This window comes from Streptomyces sp. NPDC001700 (assembly GCF_053596435.1).
This window is the reverse complement of the sequence record NZ_JBSFGE010000001.1, coordinates 716,685-734,164: the sequence shown is the minus strand read 5'-3', so window position 1 is coordinate 734,164 and position 17,480 is coordinate 716,685. Positions and strand designations below refer to the sequence as shown.

16 protein-coding genes and 1 riboswitch are annotated in these 17,480 nt (G+C 72.9%); of the genes, 14 read left to right on the top strand and 2 right to left on the bottom strand.

The annotated features are described in order from the left end of the window. Window positions 1–271 precede the first annotated feature (271 nt). A riboswitch (cobalamin riboswitch) is annotated at window positions 272–409 on the top strand. Window positions 410–541: 132 nt separating this feature from the next. The 8 genes from ACWC5C_RS03410 (at window position 542) to cobC (ending at window position 9,811) form a co-directional block, all read left to right on the top strand. Continuing rightward, complete coding sequence (locus ACWC5C_RS03410; protein WP_450873197.1) at window positions 542–1,504, top strand: cobalamin biosynthesis protein; 963 nt, start codon at window positions 542–544, stop codon at window positions 1,502–1,504. Next, window positions 1,501–3,033: a cobyric acid synthase gene (locus tag ACWC5C_RS03405; protein WP_450873195.1), complete on the top strand. Its 1,533-nt coding sequence runs from the start codon at window positions 1,501–1,503 to the stop codon at window positions 3,031–3,033. Before ACWC5C_RS03410 ends, ACWC5C_RS03405 begins: the two co-directional genes overlap by 4 nt. Before the next feature lie 91 nt (window positions 3,034–3,124). Beyond that, on the top strand, window positions 3,125–5,293 hold the full coding sequence (locus tag ACWC5C_RS03400; protein WP_450873193.1) for a putative cobaltochelatase: 2,169 nt from the start codon (window positions 3,125–3,127) through the stop codon (window positions 5,291–5,293). Continuing rightward, window positions 5,293–5,889 carry a cob(I)yrinic acid a,c-diamide adenosyltransferase gene (gene cobO, locus ACWC5C_RS03395; RefSeq protein WP_385448225.1) on the top strand — a complete coding sequence of 199 codons (597 nt, stop codon included), beginning with the start codon at window positions 5,293–5,295 and terminating at the stop codon, window positions 5,887–5,889. The genes ACWC5C_RS03400 and cobO overlap by 1 nt, the downstream gene beginning before the upstream one ends. Then, entirely contained in the window at window positions 5,883–7,325 is a 1,443-nt protein-coding gene (locus tag ACWC5C_RS03390; protein ID WP_450873190.1) for a cobyrinate a,c-diamide synthase, read from the top strand. Before cobO ends, ACWC5C_RS03390 begins: the two co-directional genes overlap by 7 nt. Before the next feature lie 18 nt (window positions 7,326–7,343). Next, complete coding sequence (locus ACWC5C_RS03385) at window positions 7,344–7,817, top strand: cobalamin biosynthesis protein (RefSeq protein ID WP_450873188.1); 474 nt, start codon at window positions 7,344–7,346, stop codon at window positions 7,815–7,817. A gap of 64 nt (window positions 7,818–7,881) precedes the next feature. Beyond that, the gene (locus ACWC5C_RS03380; RefSeq protein WP_450873186.1) at window positions 7,882–8,718 is read left to right on the top strand and encodes a sirohydrochlorin chelatase; all 837 of its coding nucleotides are present in this window, start codon (window positions 7,882–7,884) and stop codon (window positions 8,716–8,718) included. After that, on the top strand, window positions 8,708–9,811 hold the full coding sequence (gene cobC / locus ACWC5C_RS03375) for an Rv2231c family pyridoxal phosphate-dependent protein CobC (RefSeq protein ID WP_450873184.1): 1,104 nt from the start codon (window positions 8,708–8,710) through the stop codon (window positions 9,809–9,811). The genes ACWC5C_RS03380 and cobC overlap by 11 nt, the downstream gene beginning before the upstream one ends. Window positions 9,812–9,993: 182 nt before the next feature. Here cobC and ACWC5C_RS03370 read toward each other — a convergent pair whose 3' ends face one another. Then, window positions 9,994–10,896: an SCO1860 family LAETG-anchored protein gene (locus tag ACWC5C_RS03370; protein WP_450873182.1), complete on the bottom strand. Its 903-nt coding sequence runs from the start codon at window positions 10,894–10,896 to the stop codon at window positions 9,994–9,996. Between the two features lie 216 nt (window positions 10,897–11,112). Further along, a complete protein-coding gene (locus tag ACWC5C_RS03365; protein WP_450873180.1) occupies window positions 11,113–12,216 on the bottom strand; it encodes an amidohydrolase family protein in 1,104 nt (367 codons plus the stop codon). 136 nt (window positions 12,217–12,352) lie between these two features. On the opposite strand from ACWC5C_RS03365, the gene ACWC5C_RS03360 reads away from it, so the two are divergent. From ACWC5C_RS03360 to thpD, 6 genes are all read left to right on the top strand, one after another. Then, window positions 12,353–13,075: a SigE family RNA polymerase sigma factor gene (locus ACWC5C_RS03360; protein WP_450873178.1), complete on the top strand. Its 723-nt coding sequence runs from the start codon at window positions 12,353–12,355 to the stop codon at window positions 13,073–13,075. Beyond that, the gene (locus tag ACWC5C_RS03355) at window positions 13,075–13,857 is read left to right on the top strand and encodes a hypothetical protein (RefSeq protein ID WP_450873176.1); all 783 of its coding nucleotides are present in this window, start codon (window positions 13,075–13,077) and stop codon (window positions 13,855–13,857) included. Before ACWC5C_RS03360 ends, ACWC5C_RS03355 begins: the two co-directional genes overlap by 1 nt. A 346-nt stretch (window positions 13,858–14,203) precedes the next feature. Next, window positions 14,204–14,752 carry a diaminobutyrate acetyltransferase gene (gene ectA, locus ACWC5C_RS03350; protein WP_450873174.1) on the top strand — a complete coding sequence of 183 codons (549 nt, stop codon included), beginning with the start codon at window positions 14,204–14,206 and terminating at the stop codon, window positions 14,750–14,752. 121 nt (window positions 14,753–14,873) lie between these two features. Beyond that, window positions 14,874–16,136 carry a diaminobutyrate--2-oxoglutarate transaminase gene (gene ectB / locus ACWC5C_RS03345; RefSeq protein WP_450873172.1) on the top strand — a complete coding sequence of 421 codons (1,263 nt, stop codon included), beginning with the start codon at window positions 14,874–14,876 and terminating at the stop codon, window positions 16,134–16,136. A gap of 41 nt (window positions 16,137–16,177) precedes the next feature. Then, a complete protein-coding gene (locus ACWC5C_RS03340) occupies window positions 16,178–16,582 on the top strand; it encodes an ectoine synthase (RefSeq protein ID WP_450873170.1) in 405 nt (134 codons plus the stop codon). Between the two features lie 4 nt (window positions 16,583–16,586). Beyond that, window positions 16,587–17,474, top strand: coding sequence for an ectoine hydroxylase (thpD, locus tag ACWC5C_RS03335; RefSeq protein WP_450873168.1), 888 nt, complete (start codon window positions 16,587–16,589; stop codon window positions 17,472–17,474). Window positions 17,475–17,480 lie beyond the last annotated feature (6 nt).

Here is a 17,480-nt window from a genome sequence, read left to right as displayed (position 1 = left end):
TTATCTTCCCCGCCCACCCCCTATATACACCCCCCTCACCACACATTCTTCCCCCCCCCCCCCCCCGGGGGGGGGGGGGGCCCCCCCCCCCCCCCCACCGCCCCGCGGTCGTTGCTCCGGGTGCTCCTGCGCACCCGTAGGTCTGTGGGCCTGTGGGTCTGTGGGCCTGTGGGCCTGTGGGTCTCCGCACACTCTGGCATCGCAGGTCAAATGCGAGTTGACGGCCATTCGCACCCCATGGTGGACTTCCCGAGCCAAACGGCGGCAGGAGAGGAAGCCGGTGAGAATCCGGCGCGGTCCCGCCACTGTCACCGGGGAGCGCTCTCCCTCACCGCAAGGGGTCACGGCCGTCCGTTACGCAGGATGGCTGGAAGACCGGGAGAGCCGCGGATCCGGGAGCCAGGAGACTTTCACCGCCGGTCACGTCGAGCCAGGGCGCGGACCCTGAGTGAGGACATACCGCCATGCCCGGCATCGCCACGCCGCCATCAGCTCCATCCGTTCGTGTGCCCCGCCGCAGAGGCCTGACGGCGGTCTGAGGATGCGTGCCGACCACGCCTCGTACGCGTGCGGCGCCGCACTCGGCTTCCTCGTCGACCTCGCCGCGGGCGATCCGCGCCGCGGCCATCCGGTGGCCGCGTTCGGGCGCGCCGCCTCGGCCGTCGAGCGGCGGCTGTGGCGTGACCACCGTGGTTCCGGGGCGCTGCACACCGCGCTGTGCGCGGGCGGCGCGGCCGCCGGTGCCGCGCTGCTGGCCCGTACCGTACGCACCCTCGCGGGGCCCCGCCGTACGCCCGACGTCGCGCTGACCGCCGCCGCCACCTGGGCCGTGCTGGGCGGCACCTCGCTGGTCCGGGAGGCCCGGGCCATTGGTGACGCGCTGGCCGCCGGGGACGCCGACGCCGCGCGGGAGCGGCTGCCGCATCTGTGCGGACGCGACCCGCAGGCGCTGGACGAGCAGCAGATCGCGCGGGCGGTCGTCGAGTCGGTGGCCGAGAACACCTCGGACGCGGTGGTGGGCGCCCTGGTGTGGGGGGCCGTGGCCGGGGTGCCGGGGCTCGTCGGCTTCCGCGCCGTCAACACGCTGGACGCCATGGTGGGCCACAAGTCGGCCCGCTACCGCCGGTTCGGCTGGGCCTCGGCCCGGCTGGACGACGCCGCGGGCTGGCCCGGCGCCCGTCTCACGGCGGCCCTGGCCACGTTGGCCGGATCCGATCCGCGCGGCGCGTGGCGCGCCTGGCGCGACGACGGCGGACGCCACCCGAGCCCCAACGCGGGCCCGGTGGAGGCGGCGTTCGCGGGCGCGCTGGGCGTCCGGCTGGGCGGCACGCTGGCGTACGCGGGCCGGGTCGAGCACCGGCCCGTGCTGAATCCGGGCGGCCGTCCCGTGACGGCGGCCGACATCCCTCGCGCGATCGCTCTCTCGCGGCGGGTGTCGGCGCTCGCCCTGCTCATCACCGCCGCGGGCCGTTCCGCGGTCGGCCAGGAAAGGGTGAAGCGATGACCCTGGGGGGCGGACTGCTCGTCGCGGGGACGACCTCGGACGCCGGTAAGAGCGTCGTCACGGCGGGCATATGCCGCTGGCTGGCGCGCAAGGGGCTCCGGGTCGCCCCGTTCAAGGCGCAGAACATGTCGCTCAACTCCTTCGTCACCCGTGACGGCGCCGAGATCGGGCGCGCCCAGGCCATGCAGGCGGCCGCCGCGCGCGCCGAACCGAGCGCCCTGATGAACCCGGTCCTGCTGAAGCCCGGCAGCGACCGCAGCAGCCAGGTGGTGCTGCTCGGCAAGCCGGTGGGGGAGATGACCGCGCGTGGCTACCATTCCGAGCGGCGGCGCGAAGGGCTGCTGGAGACCGTCACCGAGTGCCTGAGCGAGCTGCGGCGCACCCATGACGCGGTGATCTGCGAGGGCGCGGGCAGCCCGGCCGAGATCAATCTGCGCCGTACCGACATCGTCAACCTGGGCCTGGCCCGCTCCGCCGGGCTGCCGGTCGTCGTGGTCGGGGACATCGACCGCGGCGGCGTCTTCGCGTCCTTCTTCGGTACGACCGCGCTGCTGTCCCGCGAGGACCAGCGGCATATCGCGGCCTATGTGGTGAACAAGTTCCGCGGCGATGTGAGCCTGCTGGAACCCGGTCTGGACATGCTGCGCGACCTCACCGGACGGCCGACCGTCGGCGTGCTGCCGTACGCGCACGGTCTCGGCATCGACGAGGAGGACGGGCTGCGCGTCTCGCTGCGCGGCACGGTGCGCGAGAGCGTCGTCGCACCGCCGTACGGCGCGGATGTGCTGCGGGTCGCGGTGGCCGCCGTACCGCTGATGTCCAACTTCACCGACGTGGACGCGCTGGCCGCCGAACCGGGCGTGATCGTGCGCTTCGTGGACCGCCCGGAGGAACTGGCCGACGCCGACCTGGTGGTGCTGCCGGGCACCCGGGGCACCGTGAAGGCGCTGGAGTGGCTGCGCGAGCGCGGGCTCGCCGACGCGATCGCCCGGCGGGCCACGGAGGGGCGGCCGGTGCTCGGCCTCTGCGGCGGCTTCCAGGCGCTCGGCTACGCAATCGATGACGAGGTCGAGTCGAAGGCCGGGACGGTCGCGGGCCTCGGGCTGCTGCCCGTACGGATCCGCTTCGCCACGGGTAAGACCCTGGCCCGGCCGGTGGGCGAGGCGCTGGGCGAACGGGTGGAGGGCTACGAGATCCACCACGGGGTCGCCGAACTGCTGGACGGCGGCGACGAACCCTTCCTGGACGGCTGCCGGGTGGGCTCCGTATGGGGCACGCACTGGCACGGCTCGCTGGAGAGCGACGGCTTCCGCCGCGCCTTCCTGCGGCGGGTCGCGGCGGCGTCGGGCCGGGCGTTCGTACCCGCGCCGGACACCCGCTTCGCGGAGCTGCGCGAGGAGCAGCTGGACCGGCTGGGCGATCTGATCGAAGAGCACGCGGACACGGACGCGCTGCTGAGGCTCATCGAGGGCGGCGTACCGGACGGGCTGCCCTTCGTGCCGCCCGGGGCGCCGGGAGGAACGGGTTGAGGACACCGGAACGGTCGGTACGACCGGGACGACTGGCGCCACCGGCATCACCGGCACGCGACCGCGCACGCACCGTAGGAGGTACCCGAGCATGACCACCACTGCCTACCCGTTCACCGCGGTCGTCGGAATGGACGACATGCGGCTCGCCCTGCTCCTCAACGCCGTCTCACCCGCCGTGGGCGGTGTGCTGGTGCGCGGTGAGAAGGGCACGGCCAAGTCGACCGCCGTGCGCGCGCTGTCCACACTGCTGCCGCCGGTCGATGTCGTCCCCGGGTGCCGCTTCTCGTGCGATCCGGCCGCGCCCGACCCAAGCTGCCCGGACGGTCCGCACGAGACCGTCACGGGGGACGCGCGCGCCGCCCGGATGGTGGAGCTGCCGGTCGGCGCCTCCGAGGACCGTCTCGTGGGGTCGCTGGACATCGAGCGGGCGCTGTCGGACGGGGTCAAGGCGTTCGAGCCGGGGCTGCTCGCCGACGCGCACCGCGGGGTGCTGTACGTCGACGAGGTCAACCTGCTGCACGACCACCTGATCGACCTGCTGCTCGACGCGGCCGCCATGGGCGCCTCCTATGTGGAGCGCGAGGGCGTCTCCGTACGGCACGCCGCGCGCTTCCTCCTGGTGGGCACCATGAACCCGGAGGAGGGCGAGCTGCGGCCGCAGCTGCTGGACCGCTTCGGGCTCACCGTCGAGGTCACGGCGTCGCGGGACACCGAGGAGCGGGTCGAGGTGGTGCGCCGCAGGCTGGCGTACGACGAGGACCCGGCCGGGTTCGCCGCGCGCTGGGCGCGCGAGGAGGGCGAGCTGCGGGACCGGATAGCCGCAGCGCGCGCCCTGCTGCCCGCCGTCCGGCTGGGCGACCGCGCGCTGCGGCAGATAGCGGCGGTGTGCGCGGCGTTCGAGGTGGACGGGATGCGCGCGGACATCGTGACGGCGCGTACGGCGACGGCGCTGGCCGCCTGGGCGGGCCGGACGGACGTACGCACCGAGGACGTGGGGCAGGCGGCGCTGCTGTCGCTCCCCCACCGGCGGCGGCGGGCGCCGTTCGACGCGCCGGGGCTGGACGAGGACAAGCTGGACGAGGTGCTGCGGCAGTTCGAGGACGACGAGCCGGAGCCCGAGCCGGAGGCCGCTGAGACCGAGGAAGGCCCCGATGACGACCCCGACGGGCCGGGCGGCGGCGGTTCCGACGGCGGAGACGGCCCCGAGGGGCCCGGCGGTGGCCGTCCGCAGGACGGCGGGCAGGAGCAGGCGCCGCCGCCCGGCGCGCCGGAGCCGTCCATTCCCGAGCAGCGGTCGGCCGAGCCCGAGGCGGCCGGGGCCGACGCCGAGCCCTCCGCGTCCGAGTCCGCGTCCGAGGAGGGCGGCGGGGCCGGTGGCGGCGGCGCCGAGCGGGCGGCCGTGGGCGCCGCGGATCCGTTCCGGACCCGGCGGCTGGACGTGCCGGGGCTCGGCGAGGGCGCGGCGGGGCGGCGGTCGCGCGCCCGCACCGCGCACGGCCGCACGGCCGGTGCGCGCCGCCCCCAGGGGACGCTGACCTCGCTGCACTTGGCGGCGACGGTACGGGCTGCCGCCCCGCATCAGCACGCGCGCGGGCGGCGCGGGCCCGGGCTGCTGGTGCGCCGGGACGATCTGCGGGAGGCGGTGCGCGAGGGCCGGGAGGGCAACCTCGTGCTGTTCGTCGTGGACGCGTCGGGCTCGATGGCCGCCCGTAAGCGCATGGGCGCGATCAAGGGCGCGGTGCTGTCGCTGCTGCTGGACGCCTACCAGCGGCGGGACAAGGTCGGCCTGATCACCTTCCGGGGGACGGGCGCGGAGCTGGCGCTGCCGCCCACCTCGTCGGTGGACGCGGCCGCCGCCCGGCTGGAGCAGCTGCCGACCGGCGGCCGCACGCCGCTGGCGGCGGGGCTGCTGAAGGCCCGCGAGGTGCTGCGGGTGGAGCGGCTGCGGGACCCCTCGCGCCGTCCGCTGCTGGTCGTGGTGACCGACGGACGGGCCACCGAATCGAAGAAGGCCACGGTGTCCGACGGGTCCACGCCGGTGGAGCGGGCCGGGCGCGCGGCGCGGCTGCTCGCGGGCGACGGGGTCGCCTCGGTGGTGGTCGACTGCGAGTCGGGGCCGGTGCGGCTGGGCCTGGCGGGGGCGCTCGCCCGCGATCTGCGGGGCACCCCGATCACCCTGGACGAACTGCGCGCGGACAGCGTGACGGCGCTGGTCCGCGATGTACGGACGGTACAGAACACACGAAGGGCAGCCTGATGCCGCAAGGAAAACCGTCCGTCGTCCCCGACGACGGACTGACCACCCGCCAGCGCCGCAACCGGCCGCTCGTGTTCGTGCACACGGGCGTGGGGAAGGGAAAGTCGACGGCCGCGTTCGGCCTGGCGCTGCGGGCGTGGAACCAAAACTGGCCGGTCGGTGTATTCCAATTTGTAAAGTCCGCGAAGTGGAAGGTCGGCGAGGAGCGTGCGCTGCGCGTCCTCGGCGACTCGGGCGAAGGGGGGACCGTCGCATGGCACAAGATGGGCGAGGGCTGGTCGTGGGTCCAGCGCGACATGGCTTCCAGCGAGGAGGCCGCACGCGAGGGCTGGGAGCAGGTCAAGCGCGATCTCGCGGCGGAGACATACCGGCTCTATGTGCTGGACGAGTTCGCGTACCCCATGCACTGGGGCTGGGTGGATCCTGAGGAAGTGGTGTCGGTCCTGCGCGACCGACCGGGCACGCAGCACGTCGTCATCACGGGGCGCAACGCCCCGGCGGCGCTGGTGGACTTCGCCGACCTGGTCACCGACATGTCCAAGGTCAAGCACCCGATGGACACCGGTCAGAAGGGCCAGCGAGGCATCGAGTGGTGAGAGTTCCCCGACTGGTCGTCGCCGCGCCCGCCTCCGGCAGCGGCAAGACGACCGTCACCGCGGGGCTGATGGCCGCCTTCGCGGAGCGCGGTCTGGATGTGTCCCCGCACAAGGTGGGCCCGGACTACATCGATCCTGGCTATCACGCGCTGGCCGTCTCCTCCGCCAGTGGCGCGGCGTTCGGTGGTGGGGCCGGGCGGCCGGGCCGGAATCTGGACGCCTATCTGTGCGGTCCGGACCGGATCGCCCCGCTGTTCCTGCATGGGGCGGCGGGCTGCGACCTGGCCCTGGTCGAGGGCGTGATGGGGCTGTTCGACGGGGCGGCCGGGCAGGGCGAGCTGGCCTCGACGGCCCAGGTGGCCAAGGTGCTGCGGGCGCCGGTGGTGCTGGTGGTGGACGCGTCCTCGCAGTCGCGTTCGGTGGCGGCGCTGGTGCATGGCTTCGCCTCCTGGGACCCGGAGGTGCGGGTCGCGGGGGTGATCCTCAACAAGGTCGCGTCCGACCGCCACGAGACGATGCTCAGGGAGGCGCTGGAAGGGGCCGGGGTGCCGGTGCTCGGCGCGCTGCGCCGGATGCGCGAGGTCGGGACGCCGAGCCGCCACCTCGGTCTGGTGCCGGTGGCCGAGCGGCGCACGGAGGCGACGGATTCGGTGGCGGCGCTGGCCGCGTGGGTGCGGGAGGGGTGCGATCTCGACGGGCTGATGGCGCTGGCGGGCAGCGCGCCTCCCCTGTCAGGACCGGTGTGGGATCCGGTGGCGGAGCTGGGCCCGGCGGCGGTGGCCGCGACGGAGGGACCACGGGCGCAGGGCATACGGGCGCGGGGCCCACGGCCGGTGGTCGCCGTGGCGGGCGGGGCCGCGTTCACGTTCTCCTACGCGGAGCACACCGAACTGCTCACCGCCGCGGGCGCGGAGGTCGTGCCGTTCGACCCGCTGCGGGACGAGCGCCTCCCCGCCGGGACCGGCGGGCTGGTGATCGGTGGCGGCTTCCCGGAGGTGTACGCACCGGAGCTGTCCGCGAACGAGCCGCTGCGCGCCGAGGTCGCCAAGCTGGCGGCGACCGGTGCGCCTATCGCCGCCGAGTGCGCCGGGCTGCTGTATCTGGCGCACTCGCTGGACGGCCGCCCGATGTGCGGAGTGGTGGACGCCGAGGCACATATGTCGGATCGGCTGACGCTGGGCTACCGTGAGGCCGTGGCCATTTCCGACACATCCCTCGCCGTCGCGGGGACCCGGGTGCGCGGCCATGAGTTCCACCGCACCACCGTCGAGCCGGGCGCCGGGCAGACACCCGCCTGGGGGCTCGTCCATCCGCAGCGCCGCGCCGAAGGGTTCGCCCCGGGCAACGTGCATGCCTCGTATCTGCATGTGCACTGGGCCGCGGTGCCCAGTGTGGCGGCCCGGTTCGTCGCCGGATGTGTGCCCGCCGCCGGATGACGGAGGCGGTGACCTGACGTGGACCATCCACAGTGGCCGGATCTGGTCGTCGGCGTCGGCGCGGGGCGGGGCGTGTCCGTGGGCGAGGTGGCCGGGCTGGTGGCGGCGGCCCTCGCCGGGGCGGGCCTTTCGCCCGGCGGCGTCGCCGAGTTGGCGACGGTCGAGGCCAAGACCGGGGAGCCCGGGCTGATGGCCGTGGCCGAGCGATTCGGCGTGCCGCTGCGTGGGTACGGAGCGGAGATGCTGGCCGCCGTCGAGGTGCCGAACCCGTCCAGGGCGGCGCTCACCGCAACAGGGACGCCCAGTGTCGCCGAGGCGGCCGCGCTGCTGGCCGCCGGGCCGGGGGGCGAACTACTCGTCCCCAAGCGGGCGTCGGCGCCCGGCGGTGGCAGGCCGTCGAGGGCCACCTGCGCGATCGCCCGCCGTATCGCCCGCCGTGGTCCGCAGGACGGCCGAAGACCTGCCGTGGCGTGTCCCGACGGCGCTCAGTAACGTCTCGGGGCGAGACTGCGCTTTGCACCGTGAGACCTGCTTTACCCTGCACCAAGGAGACCTCGTGACGACCCCGCCCGCGCTGCTCATCGCAGGCATCGGCAGCCGAGACGAGCGGCGCGCCGCCGCCTTCCAGGACTTCGTACGGGAGTTGGGCGCGCAGCACCCGGATCTGCCCGTGGCGGGCGGCCTCACCGGGCCGGGCGCGCCCCCGCTGTCCGACGCGGTGGCCCGGCTCGTCGGGGAGGGGGTGACCCGGTTCGTCGTCGTGCCCCTCAGTCTGATCCCGGTGGAACATCCGAGAGACGGGGTCGCCGCCGCGCTGGCCCAGGAGGCGGAGCGGCACGCGGACGCCTCGTTCGACTTCGGCCGCCCGCTGGGCCCGGACCCCCGGCTGCTGCGGGTGCTGGAGCGGCGGCTGGACGAGGCGCTGGGCGGCGGTCGGCGCTCCCCCTCGGACCGGGCGCAGACGACGGTGCTGCTGGTGGGCGACGGGTCGCCGCTGCCGGAGGGCAACGCCGAGGTGCACCGGGCCGCCCGGCTGCTGTGGGAGGGCCGTGGTTTCGCGGGCGTCGAGACGGCCTTCGCCTCGCTCGCCGCGCCGGACGTGCCCTCGGGCCTCGACCGCTGTGTGCGGCTCGGGGCGCGGCGGATCGTGGTGCTGCCGTATTTCCTGTTCGGCGGCGACGCGCTGGAGCGGGTGCGGCAGCAGGCGGAGGGCTGGGCGCTCGCCTATCCGGAGGCCGAGGTGGTGTCCGCCGATGTCATCGGCTCGACCACGGAGTTGGCGGAGCTGGTCCTGGAGCGCTACGAGGAGGCGGCCGGGGTGCCCGGGCGGGCGCGGCTCGACCCGGAGGCACACGCCCACTCCCACCCGGACCTCCACGCCGATGTCCGCTGACATACCCGCCGGCAAGGCGGCGGACAACGCGGCGGACGGGGCGGCCCCGGGGTTCGATCTGCGGCACCACGGGGACGCGGAGGTGCGGGGCGCCGACGCCGGGCTGACGGACCTCGCGGTCAACGTCCGGGCCGGTACGCCGCCGCGCTGGCTCAAGGACCGTATCGCCGCGTCCCTCGACGGACTGGCCGCCTACCCGGACGGGCGGGCGGCGCGCGCGGCGGTGGCCGCCTGCCATGCGGTGCCCGAGGGGCGGGTGCTGCTGACGGCGGGTGCCGCGGAGGCGTTCGTGCTGATCGCCCGCGCCGTCAGGGCCCTGCGCCCGGTGGTGGTGCATCCGCAGTTCACCGAGCCGGAGGCCGCGTTGCGGGACGCCGGGCACGCGGTGGAGCGGGTGCTGCTGGATGAGCGGGACGGCTTCCGGCTGGACCCGGCGGCGTTGCCGGACGACGCCGATCTGGTGGTCGTCGGCAACCCCACCAACCCCACCTCCGTGCTGCACCCGGCCGCCACGCTCGCCGGACTGGCCCGGCCCGGGCGGACGCTGGTGGTGGACGAGGCGTTCATGGACGCGGTGCCGGGCGAGCCCGCGTCGCTCGCCTCGCGCACCGATGTGCCGGGGCTGGTGGTGCTGCGCAGCCTCACCAAGACCTGGGGGCTCGCGGGGCTGCGCGTCGGCTACGTGCTGGCGGACCCCGAGTTCATCGCCGGGCTTGAGCGGGTGCAGCCGCTGTGGCCGGTGTCCGCCCCCGCCCTGGTGGCGGCGGAGGCGTGCTGCGAGCCCGCCGCGCTGGCCGAGGCGGCCCGGGCCGCCGAGCGGTCCGCCGCCGACCGCGCCCATCTGACCGGTCGCCTGAGCGAGTTCGCCGGGGCCGGGCTGCGGGTGTGCGGTCCGGCGGCCGGTCCGTTCGTGCTGATCCAGCTGCCGGGCGCGGCGGCGATACGGGCCCGTCTCCGCGAACTCGGCTTCGCGGTGCGCCGCGGCGACACGTTCCCGGGCCTGGGCCCGGACTGGCTACGGCTGGCCGTCCGCGACCGCGACACGACCGACCGCTTCGTCATCGCCCTGGCCAAGGCCCTGAACGACGCCTGAGCGACGGCCTGAGCCAACGGCCTGAGCCACGCCTGAGCGACGAAGGGCCGGGGCCTGCCCGGGCGATGGGAGACGCGCCGGGCAGGCCCAGGGGGTGTCCTGATCGGCAGGACGCCCCCTACGCCGGTACCGGGGGTCGGGGTGGGTCGACCACCGGCACCGGCCGCTGGGTGGGGTTGTGCCTACGCATCACCGCGCGTTCCGGAGGCCCGTCGGCGGCGGGCCATGAACACCGCGCCGCCGCCCGCGGCGAGCAGCACGGCGCCGCCTGCCACCAGGTACGGGGTGGCCGAGCTGCCGCCGGTCTCGGCGAGGTGCTCCGGCTTGGGCTCCGGCTTGGTCTGGTTGACGACCTCCGGCTCCTCCTCCTTGGCCGGGGCGCCGGGCGCCTCGCAGGTGGCGTGGGCCAGGGTGACCTGGCCCACGACCTCGGAGACGTTGAGCTTGAGCGGGTTCACCGAGACCTTCAGCGAGAGGGCGGTGGCCGCCGCGGTGCGCGAGGTGGTCGCGGTGCGCGACAGATCCAGGTTCACCTGGCCGAGGGAGGGCACGTCGACCTTGGTCGAGCCGCCCGCGGTCAGGGTGACCTTCTTGCCGAGCACGCTGACCGTGCCGAGCAGGTTGGAGTCGGCGGTCGGCTTCTTCCCGGCCGCGCACACGGCCTTCGAGGTGACCTGCTCCACCGTGATGAGCGGCACCCCGAGCAGCCCCGGCACGTTCACCTTGGCGTTGACGAGGTTGGAGTAGCCCTCGGACCGGGACTTGTCCGTGGCGGCGCGGGCCGTGGCCACATCGGCGCGCAGCACGCTGAAGGGGCGGTCGCCGTTGACCCCGGCGACCGTCGCGCTGAGCGCGGTCTTGCTGGCGGTCTTGGGCGCCTGCACTTCGTTCAGCGAGGTCACCAGCGGTGCGGTGACGGTCTTGTTGAGGAGCGAGACGCTCAGGTCGGTACGGAGCACTGCCGCGCTCGCCTTGCCGGCGGCGACGGTGTGGCCGGTCCGGGCGTGCGCCGTGCCCGCGGGCAGGACGCCCAGGACGGAGACGGCGGTGGCTGCGGAGACGGCCGCCAGACGGCGGGCGGGCATGCCGAAGAAGGTATTGCTTGAAAAGGACACGTGAGTTGACCCCCACAGGAGACATGGAGCCGCCGGCGCCTGCCGCGGGGGACTCCACGGGCGCCGACGGCCTCGACCACGCCATATTTGCGCACCGAGGGTAAACAGGCAGACACATGAAGTCCGTTCATCCCAAAGGGTGTTGTTCGCCGAAGCGTTCGACCTCGGAGTGCTCCCGTGCCCCGCTCAGAACACGCGGCCCCGTAGCACCACGTGGCGCGGCGCCGTCAGGACCCGTACGTCGTCGCGTGGGTCGGCGTCGTACAGCACGAGGTCGGCGGCGGCGCCCTCGGTGATGCCCGGTCGTCCGAGCCAGGCCCGCGCGCCCCAGGTGGCGGCCGACAGGGCGTCGCGCACCGGGATGCCCGCCTTCACCAGTTCGGCGACCTCCTGGCCGATCAGCCCGTGCGCGAGCGAACCGCCCGCGTCGGTGCCGGTGTAGACGGGGATGCCCGCGTCCCAGGCGGCGCGCACCGTGTCGTAGCGCCGCGCGTGCAGCCGCCGCATGTGGTCGGCCCAGCGCGGGAACTTGGCCTCGCCGCCCTCCGCGAGCCGGGGGAAGGTGGCGATGTTGACGAGGGTCGGCACGATGGCGACGCCGCGTTCGGCGAAGAGCGGGATGGTGTCCTCGGTCAGCCCGGTCGCGTGCTCGATGCAGTCGATCCCGGCCTCGACCAGCGGGGCCAGCGTCTCTTCGGCGAAGCAGTGCGCGGTGACCCGCGCCCCGAGCCGGTGTGCCTCGGCGATGGCCGCCTCGACCGCCCCGCGCGGCCAGCAGGCGGAGAGATCACCGGTGTCCCGGTCGATCCAGTCGCCGACGAGCTTGACCCAGCCGTCGCCCCGGCGTGCCTCCGCCGCCACGTAGGCGACCAGGTCATCCGGTTCGATCTCGTGCGCGTAGTTGCGGATGTAGCGCTTGGTGCGGGCGATGTGGCGGCCCGCCCGGATGATGCGGGGCAGGTCCTCGCGGTCGTCGACCCAGCGGGTGTCGGACGGCGATCCGGCGTCGCGCAGCAGCAGCGCCCCGGCGTCGCGTTCGGTGAGTGCCTGCTTCTCGCTCGTCGCGTCGTCCACCGCGCCATGGGCGTCCAGGCCGACGTGGCAGTGGGCGTCGACCAGACCCGGCAGCACCCAGCCGTCCAGCCGCCGGACATCCCGCGCCCCGGCCGGACGGTCGAAGGTGATCTTTCCGTCGACCACCCACAGTTCGTCCCGGACGCCACCGGCGTCCCCGTCCTCCGGGCCGACCAGGATCCGCCCCTTGATGTGCAGCACCGCGCTCTCCCTCATGTCACGCACTGTACGAGACGGGGCCAGGGCGCTGACCGGCCAATTCCCGGGCGGCGGACGGGCACCACTCGTACAACACGGGGAGCGCTGCTACGCTCACGCAACCCACCGGACGAGGGGCAGTGAGGAGGCCCGCGTGAGCACTCCTACGGATGGCCCGACACCCGCGGCCGCCTTACCGAAAAGCGACTTACGCGCGTCCGGCTTACCGGCCGCCGACGCGCAGGCGGAGTTCCGGGAGTTCTTCGAGCGCCACCACGCCGAGCTGGCCCGCCTCGCCCACCTGCTGCTCGGCAGTTCCGACGGGGCGGACGACCTGGCGGCCGACGCGCTGGTCGCGGTCTGGCACCGGTGGGACCGGGTACGGGTCGCCGAGCATCCGGCCGCGTACGCCCGGGGCGTGGTCGCCAACCTGGCCCGGTCCCGGATCCGCAGCCTGGTGCGCGAGCGGCGGCGGGTGGCGCTGTTCTCGTCGGAGCGCTCGGACCGGGTGGACGACCCGGATGTGTCCGCCGTGGTGGATGTGCAGGCCGCGCTGGTGAGGCTGCCGTTCCGGAAGCGGGCGTGTGTGGTGCTGCGGCACGCCTTCGACCTCTCGGAGCGGGATACGGCCCGCACCCTCGGCATCTCGGTGGGCACGGTCAAGAGCCAGACCTCCCGTGGCATCGCCGAGCTGGAGCGGCTGCTCGGCCCGCCCGACGACGACACCGAGCGGCCCTCGGCGGGGCCGCCGCCCCAGACGCAGCCCCAGACGCAGGCCCCCACGCAACCGCAGTCCCAAGCGCGGCCGCAGGAGACGGTACGGGGGCTCCGCCCCGGCCGTGTGGGCCACGCCGGGCACCCAGGAGGGAACGGTTGATGACCGACCATCGCGACGGCCGGCGCGATGTCGCGGCCGCACTGCGCGAGGCCGCCGACGCGCACCAGCCGGACCGGGCCCGGATGCTGGCCCGGGTCACCGCGGGCATGGCGGACGGCGAGCGGCGGTACGTCCGCCGGGTCCCGGCCCGGCAGTGGACCCGGGTGGTGGGCCCGGCCGCGGGGCTGGCCGCGGCGGTGGCCGCCGCCGGGATCGCGGTGGTGACGACCGACACCGCCGACGGGCCGCAGACGGTACGGACGTCGACCGAACCGGCCGCGCCGCCCGCGGGCGAGGGCGGCGACACGACGAGGCGGCCGGGCGGCGGCACGGAGGACGAGGCTGGTCGGCACACGCCGAGCGCCTTTCCCACTACGGTCGGTCCAAACCATCTCGCCGATCCGGCGGTGCGCTCGCGCGGGGCGATCAACGCCAATTCCAACCCGTACTGGGCGCAGAGTGACATCACGTTCACCAACAGCAAGCCGCTGACGTCGCTGACCGTGGAGCTGCGGGTCGCCGAGAACGGCGGGGTGCGCACCACCGGCTCCTGGAGCACGCTGCCCGCAGGCGACCTGGCCGTCTCGGTACGCTCCGAGGGCGGGGTGCTGGTCTACCGCTGGACGCTCCGGAAGGGAGCCACGGTGCCGGCCGGCCGCCATGTCTTCGCTGGGCAGTACAACCACGCCGAGGGCGACCGGGACGCCGGGCGGGACGGCTACTCCGCCTCCGGCAACGGCCCCTCCGGCGCATTCGCCGTCCGTGGCGACTTTCGGGTCTGAGTTCCGTGCGAGAAGCCCGGCGGAATGAATTCCGGAAGGCCTGAAGATAAATTCAGGGCGTTTTTCAAGTACATCTTCCCATGTCGTCTTCCCCCTCCCTCGACCTCTAAACGCACTTTTTTTAGTGGCCCACGACACGGTAATTCGGCACCATCACGCCCCCGTTACGTACATGTGACGCACTCCACATGCCGACCCTTTCACCCCGGTAACTCCCCCACAAATCCCCGCTTTTCGGCGATCCGCCGCGCGTACGCGCATCCGCGCGTGTTACCACATCGACCCCCCGCTACGTAACCCCTCTCCTCGATGCATTTTTCTATCCTGCTGGGTAAATTGAATTCGCATGACCGCCGCACAAGCAGACCGAGTAGGCGCCCGTAGCGAATTTGATTTGCCGGAGGGGCTCACCCTCGACACTCCACACGTCGAGGACGGAGCCGCGATCTGGCGAATCGCCCGCGACTCCAAGACTCTGGACCTCAACTCCTCCTACAGCTACCTCTTGTGGTGCCGCGACTTCGCCGCCACCTCCGTGGTGGCGCGCGACGCCGAGGGCGGACCGGTCGGCTTCATCACCGGCTACATCCGCCCTGAGCGGCCCGAGACCCTGGTCGTCTGGCAGGTCGCCGTCGACCAGTCGTGGCGCGGCCGCGGACTGGCCGCCACCCTGCTGGACGGGCTGACCGCGCGCGTCGCCGCGACGGGCGTCCGGGGAATCGAGACCACGATCACCCCGGACAACACCGCGTCGAACCGGCTGTTCACGTCCTTCGCCGAGCGGCACGGCGCGCCCGTCGAGCACGAGGTGCTCTTCGACGGCGGCATGTTCCCCGACGGAGGCCACGAGCCCGAGGTGCTCTACCGCATCGGCCCGCTCGCGGACCGCGACTGAGCCCCGGACACCCGAGGTCATCGCCGACATCCCCGATTTCCCGCCCCCGAACCCCCTGTACCCCCCGAGGGCGCACGCCCTCACCCCCTCACCCCTCGCACTCATCTCCCAGGAGAATGCTGTGACCATCACCCCGCCCGCCCTGAGCGTCTTCGAGGCCCTGGAGTCGGAGGTGCGCAGCTACTGCCGCGGTTGGCCTGCTGTGTTCGACCGCGCGCAGGGCAGCCACATGTACGACGAGGACGGCCATACCTACCTCGACTTCTTCGCCGGTGCCGGATCGCTCAACTACGGCCACAACAACCCGGTGCTGAAACGGGCCCTGATCGACTACATCGAGCGTGACGGCGTCACGCACGGTCTCGACATGTCGACCACGGCCAAGCGCGCGTTCCTGGAGTCCTTCCAGAACAACATCCTGCGCCCGCGTGACCTGCCCTACAAGGTCATGTTCCCGGGCCCGACGGGCACCAACGCGGTCGAGGCCGCGCTGAAGCTCGCCCGTAAGGTCAAGGGCCGCGAGTCGATCGTCTCGTTCACCAACGCCTTCCATGGGATGTCGCTGGGCTCGCTCGCCGTCACCGGTAACGCCTTCAAGCGCGCCGGCGCCGGTATCCCGCTGGTCCACGGCACCCCGATGCCGTTCGACAACTACTTCGACGGCACGGTCGAGGACTTCCTGTGGTTCGAGCGGCTGCTCGAGGACCAGGGCTCCGGCCTCAACAAGCCCGCCGCCGTGATCGTCGAGACGGTGCAGGGCGAGGGCGGCATCAACGTCGCGCGTCCCGAGTGGCTGCGCGCCCTGTCCGAGCTGTGCGAGCGCCAGGACATGCTGCTGATCGTCGACGACATCCAGATGGGCTGCGGCCGCACGGGTGCCTTCTTCTCCTTCGAGGAGGCGGGCATCACCCCGGACATCGTCACGGTCTCCAAGTCGATCAGCGGTTACGGCCTGCCGCTGGCGCTCACCCTCTTCAAGCCCGAGCTGGACATCTGGGAGCCCGGTGAGCACAACGGCACGTTCCGCGGCAACAACCCCGCGTTCGTGACCGCCGCCGCGACCCTGGACACCTACTGGGCCGACGGCCAGATGGAGAAGCAGACGCTGGCCCGCGGTGAGCAGGTCGAGCAGGGCCTGCGCGCCATCTGCGACGAGAACTCCGGTGTCAGCCACCGCGGCCGCGGCCTGGTGTGGGGCATGGAGTTCGAGGACAAGCCGCGCGCCTCCGCGGTGTGCGCCCGCGCCTTCGAGCTGGGCCTGCTGGTCGAGACCTCGGGTCCGCAGAGCGAGGTCGTCAAGCTGCTGCCGGCGCTGACGATGACACCCGAAGAGCTGGACGAGGGTCTGCGGATCCTCGCCCGGGCGGTCCGCGAGACCGCCTGAACACCCTCAGTAACGCAACTGCAGAAAGGTAGCGACTCACCGTGATCGTCCGATCCTTCAAGGACATCGAGGGAACCGACAGGCATGTAAAGGGCGCGTCGGGTACGTGGGAGAGCAAGCGGATCGTGCTCGCGAAGGAGCGGGTCGGCTTCTCCCTGCACGAGACCACGCTCTACGCGGGCACCGAGACGTCCATGTGGTACGCCAACCACATCGAGGCCGTCCTCTGCGTCGAGGGCGAGGCCGAGCTCACCAACGACGAGAACGGTGAGAAGCACATCATCACGCCCGGCACCATGTATCTGCTGGACGGCCACGAGAAGCACACCATGCGCATCAAAAAGGACTTCCGTTGCGTTTGTGTCTTCAACCCGCCGATCACCGGACGGGAGGACCATGATGAGAACGGGGTATACCCCCTGATCACCGAGACCGAGGAGGCATGATCCGATGACCACGGTCACTGACCTGTACCCGACCCGCGGTCCTCTCGAGGTGGCCACGCCCCGCGTGGACCCCGTCGTGTGGTCCGATCCCGGGGCCGAGGGTCCGATGCAAGCGTCCGAGCTGAGCGATTTCGATCGTGATGGCTTTCTGGCGATCGATCAGCTCATCACTCCGGATGAGGTCGCGGTCTACCGCGCCGAACTGGACCGGCTGATCGTCGACCCGGACGTGCGCGCCGACGAGCGCTCGATCATAGAGCCGAAGTCGCAGGACGTACGGTCGGTGTTCGAGGTGCACCGGATCAGCGAGGTCTTCGCCAATCTGGTGCGCGACCCGCGAGTAGTGGGTCGCGCACGGCAGATCCTCGGTTCGGACGTCTACGTCCACCAGAGCCGGATCAACGTCAAGCCGGGTTTCGGGGCCTCGGGCTTCTACTGGCACTCGGACTTCGAGACCTGGCACGCCGAGGACGGGCTGCCGAACATGCGGACCGTGTCGCTCTCGGTCGCCCTGACCGAGAACTTCGACACCAACGGCGGCCTCATGATCATGCCGGGGTCGCACCGCACGTTCCTCGGCTGCGCGGGCCAGACACCGAAGGACAACTACAAGAAGTCGCTGCAGATGCAGGACGCGGGCATTCCGTCCGACGAGGCGCTGTCCGGCTTCGCCGACAAACACGGCATCAAGCTGTTCACCGGCAAGGCCGGTTCGGCGACGTGGTTCGACTGCAACTGCATGCACGGCTCGGGCGACAACATCACGCCCTACTGGCGCAGCAACGTCTTCATCGTGTTCAACAGCGTGGAGAACACGGCGGTGGAGCCGTTCGCGGCGCCGGTGCGGCGGCCGGACTACATCGGGGCTCGGGACTTCACCCCGGTGAAGTGAGCCACC

What these genes read in the sequence shown, in the direction of transcription:
- ACWC5C_RS03370 (WP_450873182.1), bottom strand. Translation starts at nt 10,896, where the DNA reads ATGCCCGCCCGCCGTCTGGCGGCCGTCTCCGCAGCCACCGCCGTCTCC.
- cobO (WP_385448225.1), top strand. Translation starts at nt 5,293, where the DNA reads ATGCCGCAAGGAAAACCGTCCGTCGTCCCCGACGACGGACTGACCACC.
- cobC (WP_450873184.1), top strand. Translation starts at nt 8,708, where the DNA reads ATGTCCGCTGACATACCCGCCGGCAAGGCGGCGGACAACGCGGCGGAC.
- ACWC5C_RS03410 (WP_450873197.1), top strand. Translation starts at nt 542, where the DNA reads ATGCGTGCCGACCACGCCTCGTACGCGTGCGGCGCCGCACTCGGCTTC.
- ACWC5C_RS03355 (WP_450873176.1), top strand. Translation starts at nt 13,075, where the DNA reads ATGACCGACCATCGCGACGGCCGGCGCGATGTCGCGGCCGCACTGCGC.
- thpD (WP_450873168.1), top strand. Translation starts at nt 16,587, where the DNA reads ATGACCACGGTCACTGACCTGTACCCGACCCGCGGTCCTCTCGAGGTG.
- ACWC5C_RS03400 (WP_450873193.1), top strand. Translation starts at nt 3,125, where the DNA reads ATGACCACCACTGCCTACCCGTTCACCGCGGTCGTCGGAATGGACGAC.
- ectA (WP_450873174.1), top strand. Translation starts at nt 14,204, where the DNA reads ATGACCGCCGCACAAGCAGACCGAGTAGGCGCCCGTAGCGAATTTGAT.
- ACWC5C_RS03405 (WP_450873195.1), top strand. Translation starts at nt 1,501, where the DNA reads ATGACCCTGGGGGGCGGACTGCTCGTCGCGGGGACGACCTCGGACGCC.
- ACWC5C_RS03365 (WP_450873180.1), bottom strand. Translation starts at nt 12,216, where the DNA reads ATGAGGGAGAGCGCGGTGCTGCACATCAAGGGGCGGATCCTGGTCGGC.